11 protein-coding genes are annotated in these 11,638 nt (G+C 65.7%); 6 read left to right on the top strand and 5 right to left on the bottom strand.

The features are described 5' to 3' along the window. Positions 1 to 134: 134 nt before the first annotated feature. The 4 genes from JZ791_RS19675 to JZ791_RS19660 form a co-directional block, all read right to left on the bottom strand. Positions 135 to 2,639 carry an ABC transporter permease gene (locus tag JZ791_RS19675; RefSeq protein ID WP_438804540.1) on the bottom strand — a complete coding sequence of 835 codons (2,505 nt, stop codon included), beginning with the start codon at positions 2,637 to 2,639 and terminating at the stop codon, positions 135 to 137. 14 nt (positions 2,640 to 2,653) lie between these two features. After that, the gene (locus JZ791_RS19670; RefSeq protein WP_216896620.1) at positions 2,654 to 3,400 is read right to left on the bottom strand and encodes an ABC transporter ATP-binding protein; all 747 of its coding nucleotides are present in this window, start codon (positions 3,398 to 3,400) and stop codon (positions 2,654 to 2,656) included. A gap of 78 nt (positions 3,401 to 3,478) precedes the next feature. Further along, on the bottom strand, positions 3,479 to 4,069 hold the full coding sequence (locus JZ791_RS19665) for a sigma factor-like helix-turn-helix DNA-binding protein (RefSeq protein WP_216896619.1): 591 nt from the start codon (positions 4,067 to 4,069) through the stop codon (positions 3,479 to 3,481). A 309-nt stretch (positions 4,070 to 4,378) separates the two neighbouring features. Then, the gene (locus tag JZ791_RS19660) at positions 4,379 to 5,311 is read right to left on the bottom strand and encodes a threonine ammonia-lyase (protein WP_216896618.1); all 933 of its coding nucleotides are present in this window, start codon (positions 5,309 to 5,311) and stop codon (positions 4,379 to 4,381) included. An 81-nt stretch (positions 5,312 to 5,392) separates the two neighbouring features. Here JZ791_RS19660 and JZ791_RS19655 point away from each other — a divergent pair, with 81 nt between their 5' ends. The 4 genes from JZ791_RS19655 to JZ791_RS19640 all read left to right on the top strand — a co-directional run bounded on the left by JZ791_RS19655 (position 5,393) and on the right by JZ791_RS19640 (position 8,370). Next, entirely contained in the window at positions 5,393 to 6,271 is an 879-nt protein-coding gene (locus JZ791_RS19655; protein ID WP_308162996.1) for a LysR family transcriptional regulator, read from the top strand. A gap of 220 nt (positions 6,272 to 6,491) precedes the next feature. Further along, positions 6,492 to 7,220, top strand: coding sequence for a DUF8737 domain-containing protein (locus tag JZ791_RS19650; RefSeq protein WP_216896616.1), 729 nt, complete (start codon positions 6,492 to 6,494; stop codon positions 7,218 to 7,220). 46 nt (positions 7,221 to 7,266) lie between these two features. After that, positions 7,267 to 7,809: a DUF302 domain-containing protein gene (locus JZ791_RS19645; RefSeq protein WP_216896615.1), complete on the top strand. Its 543-nt coding sequence runs from the start codon at positions 7,267 to 7,269 to the stop codon at positions 7,807 to 7,809. A gap of 177 nt (positions 7,810 to 7,986) precedes the next feature. Then, the gene (locus JZ791_RS19640) at positions 7,987 to 8,370 is read left to right on the top strand and encodes a nuclear transport factor 2 family protein (protein WP_216896614.1); all 384 of its coding nucleotides are present in this window, start codon (positions 7,987 to 7,989) and stop codon (positions 8,368 to 8,370) included. Between the two features lie 26 nt (positions 8,371 to 8,396). On the opposite strand, the gene JZ791_RS19635 is transcribed toward JZ791_RS19640, so the two are convergent. After that, the gene (locus tag JZ791_RS19635; protein WP_216896613.1) at positions 8,397 to 9,065 is read right to left on the bottom strand and encodes a winged helix-turn-helix transcriptional regulator; all 669 of its coding nucleotides are present in this window, start codon (positions 9,063 to 9,065) and stop codon (positions 8,397 to 8,399) included. Between the two features lie 80 nt (positions 9,066 to 9,145). Here JZ791_RS19635 and JZ791_RS19630 point away from each other — a divergent pair, with 80 nt between their 5' ends. After that, positions 9,146 to 10,729: a DHA2 family efflux MFS transporter permease subunit gene (locus tag JZ791_RS19630; RefSeq protein ID WP_216896612.1), complete on the top strand. Its 1,584-nt coding sequence runs from the start codon at positions 9,146 to 9,148 to the stop codon at positions 10,727 to 10,729. Between the two features lie 44 nt (positions 10,730 to 10,773). Beyond that, positions 10,774 to 11,586, top strand: a complete 813-nt coding sequence (locus JZ791_RS19625) for a class I SAM-dependent methyltransferase (protein ID WP_216896611.1) — start codon at positions 10,774 to 10,776, stop codon at positions 11,584 to 11,586. The last annotated feature ends 52 nt before the right edge of the window (positions 11,587 to 11,638 follow it).

Raw genomic sequence — 11,638 nt, 5'->3', positions numbered from 1 at the left:
CAATCGACAGTAAAAAGGCAGGAAAGCGATGTCCGGTCGCCGTTGCGATGCAATGGACTCCACCGGCAGTCGGAGCCGCCGGTGGGGCCGGATTGGTCTGTGACGCGGCGGGTTTCAGAATTGCCCGAATCGCCCTACTCGCCGGCGATCGCGGCCAAGGGGGGCGTCCGGGATGCCCTGATCGCCGGCCACAGGGCCGCCAGCACGCCCACCACGCCCGCGACGGGCAGGGTCGCGGCGAGTTGTCCCCACGGCACGGCGATCTGCACGAGCCCGAAATCTCGCAGAGTGCGCAGGAACGCGACGCCGATACCGGAACCCAGGCCGACACCGATCAGCGCGCCGAAGACCGCGATCAGTGCGGACTCCAGATAGATGGTGCGGCGCACCTGCGCCCGCCGCATGCCCACCGCACGCAGCACCCCGATCTCGCGACGGCGTTCCACCACCGACAACGCCAGCGTATTGGCGATGCCGAGCACGGCGATCACCACCGACAGCGCGAGCAGCCCGTACAGGATTCCCACCATCGAATCGATCTGCGCGCCCTGAGATCCCTTGAACTCGTCGCGATCCTGTACCTGCACGATGGGGTACGGCCGCATGGCCGACTCGAGACCGTGGCGCAGGGCCGCGGTGTCCGTGCCCGGCCGCGCGGTGAGCAAGACCAGATAATCGGTGCGCAGGCTGACCGGCACGACCTTGTCGTAGAACGCCTTCGGGGCGACCAGCGGGCCGAGCAACCGGGTGTCCTTGTAGATGCCCCGGACGACGACCGGATAGACCCGCTTGTCGGCACTGGTGAGTTCGATCGTGTCACCGAGCTTCCAGTGATGCTGGGACGCTTCGGTTTCCGACGCCATGACACCGTCACCGCCGAGCCGGTCGGTGCCCCGGTCGACCATGTAGTCCAGGACATCGTGCAGCGGCCCCTCGGGCACTGTCCCGGTCAGCTGTTCGGAGCCGGCCCGCACACCCACCGTTCGCAACGACGCCACCGCACCAACGCCCGAAACCCGCTGTGCAACAGCGGCGACCGCCGGCGGCAGGCCGACGGTCGGTGGACCGGCCAGCATGTAGTCCGCCTTCACACCCTTGTCGACCAGATCGGTGATGCCGGCCTTGGCCGATGCGTCCAGAATCCCGATCGAGGAGACCAGCAGGAGACCGAGCATGAGCGCGAAGGCCGTCGCCGCGGTGCGGCGGGGATGACGCAGGGCGTTGTTGCGCGACATCCGGCCGACAGTCCCGAACGGCCGCAGCAGCACGGCCAACCCCCGGACGATCGGCCCGGACAATGCCGGCGCGGCGAACAGCACCGCGAAAATTACGGCCGCCGTGCCTATTCCGACGATCAGTGCCGCCGTGGCACCGATATGGCAAGCGCCCGTGCCGATCAGCGCCACCCCCGCGACCGCCAGAACCACACCGGCGATGGTGCGCGACCTGAGTGACTCGCGTACCGGTCCGAGGCCGCCGCGCATCGCCTCCACCGGCGCGACCCGCACCGCTCGGCGCGCGGGAGAACAGGCGCTGACCACCGTGACGGCCACACCCAGCAGCAGCGTCACCACGACCGTCCGCGGACGCACGGACATGCTCGCGCTCGGCAGCCCGAAGTCCGCGGCCTTCAACATCGCGAATACGCCGAACGCCAGGCCGACTCCGCACAGGAGCCCGAGCGCGCTGCCGATCAGGCCGATGATCACCGCTTCTGCCAGCACCGACCGCCCCACCTGGCCGCGATCGGCGCCGACCGCGCGCAGCAGCGCCAGTTCCCGCAGACGCTGGGCGATGAGCATGGAGAAGGTGTTGTAGATGATGAACGCACCCACCAGTACGGCGACGGCGCCGAACGCGAGCAGAAAATAGTCGACGAACTTCAGCCGGTCGGCGACGTCCTTCTCCATCTCACGCCGGACCTGGTCACCGCTGTGCACCGTGTACTGCGGGAACGCCCCGGCCAGTTCGGTGCGCAGCCGGTCGGCGGTGACTCCGGGCCGGGCGGCGACGTCGGCGTACGCGACGTGCTTCCCGTCGGTGAACAGATGCCGGGCCTGTGCGTCCTGGAACAGCACGGTGATGCCGCCCGCGCCGCCGGAGGGCAGGTCGTAGATACCACTGACCGTCACACCGACCGACCCCGCGGACGGGACCAGCACCGTCGTGCGATCGCCGACGCGCAGCCCGGCCCGCTCGGCGCCGGTCCGGTCGACGGCGATCTGCCCGGCCCGGACGGGCGGCGTCCCCGTCAGGAACCTGTCGGGTGCACCGACGGCCCTGCTCGGCGGGAGATACGAGGTTCCGGTGACGGACGTGCCCGCGGTCTGGATCGCCTTACCGTCCCGGAGCAGGACGATGGGCCCGGCCACACGGGGCGCGACCGCGCGCACGCCGTCGGTTGCCGCGATCTTGCCGATCACGTCGTCCGGGAGACCCAGCGACTGGCGATCCGCCGGCTGCACACGCACATCGACGCCCTTGGCCTCCCCTGCGAACAGACCGTCGAATGTTCCCTGCAGGGAATCGGTGAGTACGAAAGACCCGGCGACGAAAGCGGTTCCGAGCACCACCGATAGCAACGTCAGGGTCAGTCGCACCTTGTGCGCGACGAGATTGCGCGTCGCCACCCTCCGCATCGGACCGGCGGGCATCAGCGCGTCTCCAGCGATTTCATCATATCGAGAACCGAATCCGCTGTGGGAGAGCGCAATTCGTCGACGATCCGGCCGTCGGCCAGGAATACGACGCGATCGGCGTAGGAGGCGGCGCGCGGATCGTGTGTCACGATGACGACGGTCTGCCCGAACTGGTCGACCGCCGCGCGCAGGATGGACAGCACCTCCCCCGACGAGCCGGAGTCCAGATTGCCGGTCGGTTCGTCACCGAAGATGATGTCCGGCCGCCCGGCCAGCGCCCGGGCGCACGCTACTCGCTGCTGCTGCCCGCCGGACAGTTCGCCGGGACGATGCGCGAGCCGTTCGTTCAGGCCCAGCCGCTTCAGGATCGTGGACAGCCATTCCTGATCGGGTTCGCGTCCCGCGAGATCGAGCGGGAGCGTGATGTTCTCCAGCGCCGTCAGCGTCGGCACGAGATTGAATGCCTGGAATACGAACCCGATCCGGTCACGCCGCAGCATGGTCATCTGCTTATCGGACAGCGTGGTCAGATCCGTTTCGCCGATACACACCGCTCCCGAAGTCGCGGTATCCAGACCCGAAAGGCAGTGCATCAACGTCGATTTACCGGATCCCGACGGCCCCATGATGGCGGTGAACTCCCCCGTCATGAATTCCACGCTGACATCGTCGAGCGCACGCACCTCGGTATCACCGAACCCATAGATCTTGACCAGCCCGGCAGTCCGGGCGGCCACGGTGTCCAGGGCCGAAACAATCATCGAGCACTCCGATCGCAGTTGCGTGACAGCAGGCAGATGCTGGACGCAACAGCAGACCATCTCTGCGGCGACCCTTGATTAGTCGAGGCCCTCGGCCGAATGGATGGGTCCGGCACCAGAATTCGTCGTACGACCGGACAAACCGGCCAGGAGCCGCAGTCCTCCTCGGATACGAGATTTCACAATGGCTGTCGGTGTATCCAGCAATTGGGCCACCTGCGAGTAGGTGAGTCCGCCGTAGTAGGCCAGCACGATGCTCTCGCGTTGCAGCGGCGTCACACTGTCCAAGGAGGGCAGCATCGCCTGCTTTCCGACCCGCTGCTCGGCCGATTCGACGTCCGCATCATGGTCGCGGCCCAGATAGGTTCGCCCATCGACCCATTCGCGATCCACGGCGGCCCGATGAGTCAGCATCGTCAGCCACCCCATCGGACTCGCCATCCACTCATCTTCACGCCCCGCGGACGCCCACACCCGTTCGTACACCTCTCGGGTGATCTCCTCCGCTGTCGCCCGATCGCGCATCATCCGCACCGCGAGCCCGAACACCCGCGAGCTGGTCAGCTGATACAGCACCGCGAACGCATCGCGCTCACCACCGCTCACCGCCACGAGCAGCTCGGCCAGCCGGCGTTCCGACCCGCCCGCTGAGAAATCTTCGTCACCCATCACACGAGAACCTGCACATCACCGACCACCTTCATGAGTCGCTCGTTCCTTCGTGGTACTCACCCAATCAGGTCCCGCAGCAGCTTCGTCCGTGCCTCTTCACCCGTGCCCCATCACCGGCCGAGGGGCACGAGGAGCATGGATCACAGGAACTTCGCACAGCCTCCCACCCCGGTTTGGTAGCTCTGCTCCCATCGGGATCACACTGGCGACCGGCCGTACGGTCTTCGAGCAGCGAGCGTACCGTCTCGGCGACGCGGACCTCGTTGCCGACCGGTCGGAACGGGGCGGGCATTCTCGGTTCGCCGGCTACCGACCAGGATCGGTCGCGTTCGCGCCGGTGCAGATCACGGCCACCTTGCGCCCCGCGAATCGGTCGCGATCGGCCAGGACCGCGGCCAACGCCGCCGCTCCCGCGCCCTCGGACAGGGTGTGGGCGCGGGTGTGCAGAACATGCTGCGCCTCGGCGATCGAATCGTCGGTAACGAGCACGAAATCCGTCAGATACTTCGCCAGCATGCGTTGAGGTAGCGCGAATCCGCTGCCGGTGGCCAGGCCGTCGACGCGAGAGGTATTGGGGCGCTGGATCAGTCGACCAGCACGCCATGAATCGTGCGCGGCCGGCGATTTTTCCGATTGTACCGCGATCACCTCGCAGGCCGGGGCGAGCGCGGCCGCGACCAGGCAGGCGCCGGCCGCCCCACTGCCGCTGCCGACCGGGACAATTATCACGTCCAGATCGGGCACCGCCCACAACAGCTCCAGATAAACGGTCGCGACCCCGGCGATGATGGCGGATTCGTCGGCCGCCGACACCAGGCGCATTCCCCGATCGGCGGCCAGCTCCGTGGCATGGACCCGCGCCTGCTCGAAGTCCGCGCCGAACTCGACGAGTTCCGCGCCGAGCGCACGCACTGCCTCGGCCTTCAGCGAATTCGTGGACGACGGCATGACGATGACGCACGGCGCGCCGAACTCGCGTGCGGCGTAGGCCAGTGACCGGGCGTGATTGCCGGTGGAGTATCCGAGCACCCCCTGGGCCCGGTCCCGCGCGGACATGCTCGCGAGCAGATTCAACCCCCCTCGCACCTTGAAAGCACCTGTGGGCTGGATGTTTTCGTGCTTCACGACGACCCTGGTTCCGGCTGTCGCGTCGAGCAGCGGATACGACCAGGCAGGGGTCGGCGGCAGCCGACTCGCCAACAGGTTTCGAGCGAGCAGGACATCGGTGATGGTGGGCATGGATCCATTAGCCCCCGATTCGATCCATACATCCAATGGATACTTCCGAGCATTCCATCGAAATAGCCTATGATTCGTGTCGTGGACACCACGCGCTTGCGGGTGCTGCTGGCGGTAGCGCGGGAGGGATCGGTTACCGCCGCGGCGGAGGCGCTGCACTATGCCCAGCCCTCGGTCAGTCACCATCTGGCCAGGCTGGAGGCCGAGGTCGGGGTTCCGCTGCTGCAGCGTGCCGGACGGGGAGTCCGGCTCACCGACGCCGGTGAGCTACTGGTAGCGCGCGCCGAGGAGATCCTCGGCCGCATCGATTCGGCCCGGGCCGAGGTTGCCGCACATGCCGGATTACGCGCGGGCCGCATCCGGCTCGCCGCATTTCCGTCGGCCTTGGCGACTTTGGTGCCCGCGGCGATGACCGTCTTGCTCCGCGATCATCCCGATCTGGACTTGGCCCTGGTCGAGGCCGAACCGCCCGCCGCGCTGCGGGCCCTGCGCGCAGGCGATGTCGATGTGGCGCTGATCTTCGCGCACGAGGAGACCGACCCGGCCGGTGTCACCGTGCACCCACTGTTCACAGAGCCGGTCTACCTGGTGACAGGCGCGGACAACCGCGGTGACACGCTGGCCGACCATGCCGATGCCCGATGGATCGCCGGTTGCGAACGCTGCCGGGCGCATCTGTTCGCCACCTGCGCTCGCGCCGGTTTCGCCCCCGCCATCGCCTTCGAGACCGAGGACTACATCGCGGCACAGGCGTTGACCGCCGCCGGTCTGGGTGTCACCACATTGCCCGGACTCGCCCTGAGCGCGCACCGCCGCAGCGACGTACTCATCACTCGGATCCCGCAGGACGGTCGGCGCGTGCTGGCCGCGACCTACGGCCGACCACCGCTCGCACCGCCTGTCGCCGCCTTCCTGGACGCGGTGACCTCGGGGCCGGACCGACCCGCCTGGCCCGCCTAGTCAAGCGAATCACGTTGCGCGACTGACCAATCCAGTTGCCTCCTCACGAAGCTCGTGCACGATCGAATTCGCGCGTCCCGGCCATCGAGGCCGTTCACGAGACCTACCCACCCTCTTGCTAATAACTTTTTCTCTCATCTTGTTGAAATTATTAATCAGATGGTAGATTTTCTACACCAGTGGACGTCGCAGACGTGACGGCCCGAAGGACGGAGTTGCCATGCCGGGATATATGTCGATACTCGTCGCGGTCGAGGTCGCGCTGATCTTGCTCGCCGTCGCGCGACAGGTGCGGGAGTCGGCGAGAGCCGACGGAGCGAACAGCAGGTCGGCGCTGCTGTTCGGCGTCGGATACATCGGCTGGATCCTGGTGACGGCGGGACTGGCGGCCCGGCACGTATATCGGCTCGGGGACAGCGCCACCGTGCCGTGGCTGGCGATCGGATTCGCGATACCGCTGGTTGGCCTGCTGCTTCTCGCCCGCCTGCCCAAGGTCGGGGGCGCACTGTCCGACCCTGGGATTCTCACCAGACTCACCCGCCCACACGCGACCCGGGTGGGCGGCGTGATATTCCTGATCGCGCTGGGCCTGGGCGAACTTCCGCCGCTTTTCGCGCTTCCGGCAGGTCTCGGTGATATCGCGGTCGGTCTGGCCACCCCGTGGGTCCTGCGCGGACTGCGTGAGGGCAACTATCGCCGGGCGGTGTGGTTCAACATCCTCGGAATCGTGGATTTCCTCGTCGCTTTCACCATCGCCTTCTTCGGCGCGCCGGGCCGCACACAGCTGATTCATCTGACGCCCGACACACAGCAGGTATCACTGTTTCCGCTGGTCCTGATTCCGACTGCCGGCGTACCGCTGCTGCTGGCGCTGCACCTCATCTCACTGGCGAAACTGCGCGCCCGCGTCTCCGCGACAACGACGGCGGCCACACCCGCGGTCAACTGATCGACAACCACTCGTCCGCGAACTCGAACCCACAAGGAGAACCCCGATGCCCCCGTCCACCGATGGCGTCCGTCGTGTCACCCATTCCGTCAACCGCTTCGTCATCGAAGTGGAGGACACATTCGACAACACACGCCGACGCTTCGAACAACTCGTCCCCGACATCGACCTCGCCACACTGGCCGAGGTAATCGAAGCCGGTGATCTGGAAGCCGTGAAAAAATACACCGCTGAGCGCACACCCAATTCATTCGCGAATTTCTGGACCCTGGACCCGACCGCGATGATGACGCTGCGGGGGAACACCACCAAAGCTGTCACCTACCTGGTCGGCAACAATGTCATCGCCGAGACGATGTTTCGCCACGATGCCGGCATCATGCTCTACGCGCCCATCCGCATCGCCCTGTACACCGACGCTCGAGACCGTACCTTCCTGAGCGTGGACCAGCCCTCCACCCGCTTCGGCAGCTTCGACAACCCCGACATCGCCGCGGTAGGAAGGCTTCTGGACGAGAAGCTGGCCGCGATATTGACCCTGCTCGGAGTGCCGGTACCCGTCGAGCTGACGGTGTCGAACGCGGCTTAGTACTGCGCGCCGACAGCCCGGCCACACCCCACAGTGAGTAGCAGAAGTGTCCGACGGGGCCCAGGCTGGAGCCCGGTCGGACACTTCTCGATTTGCGCCGACGGATCGGCTCACGGGTACTACGGGTATTTCCGCAAGCGGGAAGTCGTGCCCTTACCGATATGGAAGGCTGTGACTATGAACAGCGATATCGAAAATCTGATCGCCGCGGAACACCGCCTCCAGACAGCTCAACTGAATTCCGATGTCGAATCATTGAGCGAACTGCTCGACGAGGAACTGATATTCACCGGTCCAGATGGGAATATATACACCAAAGCCGACGATCTCGGCGCGCACGGCAGTGGCCAGCAGGTCATGACCCGGGTCGAGGAAGAGGACCTGAAGGTTATTGTCCGAGGAAACGCGGGCGTCACGTGGTTTTTGGGCAAAATAGAAGCCGTTGTCGGCGGCCAGCCTATTGCCGTTACGGCGCGGTATACGCGAATGTGGACCCGCACGGACGAGTCCGGATGGCGAGTGCTGACAGCACACGCGTCATTTCTTCCCGGTACGGAGTAAGACCTGTGCCGTCCTGAGCCGAATATTCAGATGCCGACTTCAATCCGAGCAGTCGACACGTTCTCGGCCACGGGCCGCAGACGTTGGAGTACATCACGCTTGCCGTGTGCGGTGAGGCCGAGGTGAGCGGCGCCCGCGAAGTCGATCATGCCGGTGAGCAGTCCGAGAACGGCGCGAGGCGGCCCGTCGAGAGTCAGGTCGGGATCGGTGACGTCACCGATCCTGGTGTGCACCTGGCCCGATCGGAGTTCGACGACAGCGTGTTCGCCTCCCGCGATGAGCTGAATGGTCGACGGCGGGGCGTCCGGGTTGGAGTCGGTGGTGAACCACGCGGGCGCGTAGGCAAGCCAACGTGCCCGGAACGCGTCCCCTTGCCGCTCGTCGGTCATATATCTCAGGCCCCAGTGTCCCAGCGTCTTCAGCATCGGCTCCAACGCCAAACCGTTCTCGGTCAGGCTGTAGAGAGTGGTCGCGACCGGGGGCGGCGCATCGGCTCGCTGGATCAGCCCGGCTTGTTCGAGTTCCTTGATGCGGGTCGACAACAGGTTGGCGGCAATGCCGGGCAGCCCGTTCTTCAGGTCCGTGAACCTGCACGGGCCCTGCAGCAGCAGCTCACGAATGATGAGCAGCGTCCAGCGGTCTCCCACGATGTCGAGGGCCCTGGCGATCGAGCAGTACTGGCCGTAAGTCCGCATACTCCCACTGTACCGCACCCTTTGAAAGTTTCTATATCTCATAGTTGAAAAACTCTACTATGAATGCCTAGTATTAAACTATGAATCGCTTACAGTCCAAGCCGATGATGCTCGTGGCGCTGTTGCTGGCCTCGTTCCTCATCAATCTCGACACCACGCTGGTCAACGTCGCACTGCCGGCATTGACGCGTGAACTGGGCGCCTCCACGTCCCAATTGCAATGGGTGGTGGACGCCTACAATCTGGTGTTCGCCGCGTTGCTGCTCTCCTCGGGCAGCCTGTCCGACCGGTTCGGCCGCAAGGGAATGCTCCTGGGCGGCTTGCTGGTGTTCGGAGCGGCGAGCTTCGCCGGCGGCTACGCGAGCTCCTGTGGCGAGCTGGTCGCGGCCCGCGCGATCATGGGTCTGGGCGCCGCGATGACATTTCCGGCCACGCTGTCCCTGTTGACCGGTGTGTTCGTCAGCCGCAAGGAGCGAGCGTTGTCCATCGGATTATGGGGCGCCACGGCCGGCATGGCCATCGCCCTTGGGCCGATCGTCGGCGGTTTCCTGCTCGAGCACTTCAGCTGGTCGAGTATCTTCTACGCCCTCGGGCCGGCCTCACTGGCCGTCATCGCTCTGGTCGCGCTGTCCGTCCGCAGGTCGGCGCCCCCGGTAGCGCACCGCCTGGACCTTCCGGGGCTCGTATTGTCGGGGGGATTCATGGCGTTGCTCGTTTACACCATTATCGAGGCCCCGGATCGGGGCTGGGCATCGGCGGGCTCACTGCTCGGATTCGTCGGCGCCGTCGTCCTGCTGATCGCGTTCATCCTCGGCGAGCGTCGCGCCGGCACGCCTATGCTCGATGTGCGCCTGTTCGCGAATATGCGTTTCAGCGCGGCCAGCGCCGCGGTCACCGTCGGGTTCTTCACACTGTTCGGCTTCATCTTCCTGATGACGCAGTACTTCCAATTCGTCCGAACCTACAGCCCGTTGTCCACCGGGGTTCATCTACTCCCGGTTGCCCTCTCGGTCGCCATCGGGTCAACCGCCGGCACCAGGCTCTCGGTCAAGTTCGGCACGAAGGCCATCGTCACGGCTGGACTCGCGTTGCAAGCGATCTTCTATTTCTGGGTCGCCGGCACCATCACACCCACCTTCACCTACTCGATCATCGCTGTGCAAATGGTTGTCTACGGTCTCGGTATGGGCCTGACATCGGCGCCCGCCACCGAATCGATCATGGGCGCTGTCTCGGGCGACCAGGCAGGCGTCGGCTCCGCGGTCAACGACTCCACCCGCCTTCTCGGCGGCACTCTCGGGGTTGCCGTCATCGGCAGCGTGTACGCCTCCCTCTACAGCACCCGGCTCACCGCAACCCTGCCGGCGGCGCTCCCGTCCGCACTGACCAACCTCGTCCACCAGTCCGTCGGAGCGGCATTCGGCGTCTCACACCAACTCGCCGGATACGGCCAGGGCGCCGCCGCGGACGCCGTCCGCCGGGCCGCTATCGGCGCCTTCGATCACGGGCTCAGCGTCGGATGTCTCGTCGCCGGGGCGGTGGCCGTCGCCGGGGCCCTGCTCGCGGCCGTATTCCTTCCTGCCCAACCCCCGCAGGAGCCCGACGGTGTTTCGATCGAACCGCCCGCCGCCGTCATCGCATCGGGCGATTCACGGAACGACTGAATCACGCTCAGCCACATCGCATCACAACAGTCAGGACATCGGATATGAACAGCACCGAAATCCACACGCAGTACTCGACCGGCCTATCTCGGCACAACATCGAGCAAGCCCTCCTCGCGGCCGGAAAGGACCTGGATCAGCTGCGACCCGCGGACCTCGGATTGCTCGAGGACTTCCACACCATGGGTCGCTTCGCCACCAGCCAACTGGTGGACCTGCTCGGGATCTCCAGCGAGCACAAGGTACTCGACGCGGGCAGCGGGATCGGCGGCACCTCCCGCTTCGTCGCCGAGCACCGTCACTGTCAGGTCACCGCCGTCGACCTGACCGAGGAGTATTGCGAAACAGCCCGGTGGCTCGATCGACTCGTCGGGCTGGACGATCACATTTCCGTGCGGCAGGCAGACGTCACCGAATTGCCTTTCACCGCAGCCGCTTTCGATGTCGTCTTCAGCCAGCACGTGCAGATGAACGTGGCGAACAAGGAGCGACTCTACCGAGAGGCACGGCGGGTGCTGGCCCCCGGAGGCCGACTCGCCCTCTGGGACATCACATCCGGCAAAGATGGCGAACTCGGCTATCCCCTTCCCTGGGCCGACCGACCCGAACGCAGCTTCCTCGTAACTTCCGACCGGCTGCGAGAAACCGTCCAGGCCACGGGATTCACGATCGACCACTGGAACGATCTCACCGACCAGGCAGCCGGAGTAATGCAGATGGTCCTGGCACAGCCCGCCAATCCGCTCGGACTGCACGCCTTCGTCGCCAATTTCTCCGAGAAGGCCGAAAACCTCACCGCGGCACTCACAGACGGGCGCCTTCGGGTCGTTCAGGGCATCGCACGAGCAATCTCCTGACACGGCGAAGCGGGATGCTCGACGCCGGCGCAGTGCGGACGGAACCTTCGGG

The organism is Nocardia alni, assembly GCF_019038435.1.
GTDB classification, from domain to species: Bacteria; Actinomycetota; Actinomycetes; order Mycobacteriales; family Mycobacteriaceae; genus Nocardia; species Nocardia alni.
The sequence above is the reverse complement of the archived record's forward strand: the minus strand, read 5'-3'. Positions and strand labels throughout refer to the sequence as shown.

Bases quoted from the DNA above. Each gene is read 5' to 3' on its own strand.
- JZ791_RS19675 (WP_438804540.1), bottom strand. From the start codon at position 2,639: ATGCGGAGGGTGGCGACGCGCAATCTCGTCGCGCACAAGGTGCGACTG.
- JZ791_RS19670 (WP_216896620.1), bottom strand. From the start codon at position 3,400: ATGATTGTTTCGGCCCTGGACACCGTGGCCGCCCGGACTGCCGGGCTG.
- JZ791_RS19665 (WP_216896619.1), bottom strand. From the start codon at position 4,069: ATGGGTGACGAAGATTTCTCAGCGGGCGGGTCGGAACGCCGGCTGGCC.
- JZ791_RS19660 (WP_216896618.1), bottom strand. From the start codon at position 5,311: ATGCCCACCATCACCGATGTCCTGCTCGCTCGAAACCTGTTGGCGAGT.
- JZ791_RS19650 (WP_216896616.1), top strand. From the start codon at position 6,492: ATGCCGGGATATATGTCGATACTCGTCGCGGTCGAGGTCGCGCTGATC.
- JZ791_RS19645 (WP_216896615.1), top strand. From the start codon at position 7,267: ATGCCCCCGTCCACCGATGGCGTCCGTCGTGTCACCCATTCCGTCAAC.
- JZ791_RS19640 (WP_216896614.1), top strand. From the start codon at position 7,987: ATGAACAGCGATATCGAAAATCTGATCGCCGCGGAACACCGCCTCCAG.
- JZ791_RS19635 (WP_216896613.1), bottom strand. From the start codon at position 9,065: ATGCGGACTTACGGCCAGTACTGCTCGATCGCCAGGGCCCTCGACATC.
- JZ791_RS19630 (WP_216896612.1), top strand. From the start codon at position 9,146: ATGAATCGCTTACAGTCCAAGCCGATGATGCTCGTGGCGCTGTTGCTG.
- JZ791_RS19625 (WP_216896611.1), top strand. From the start codon at position 10,774: ATGAACAGCACCGAAATCCACACGCAGTACTCGACCGGCCTATCTCGG.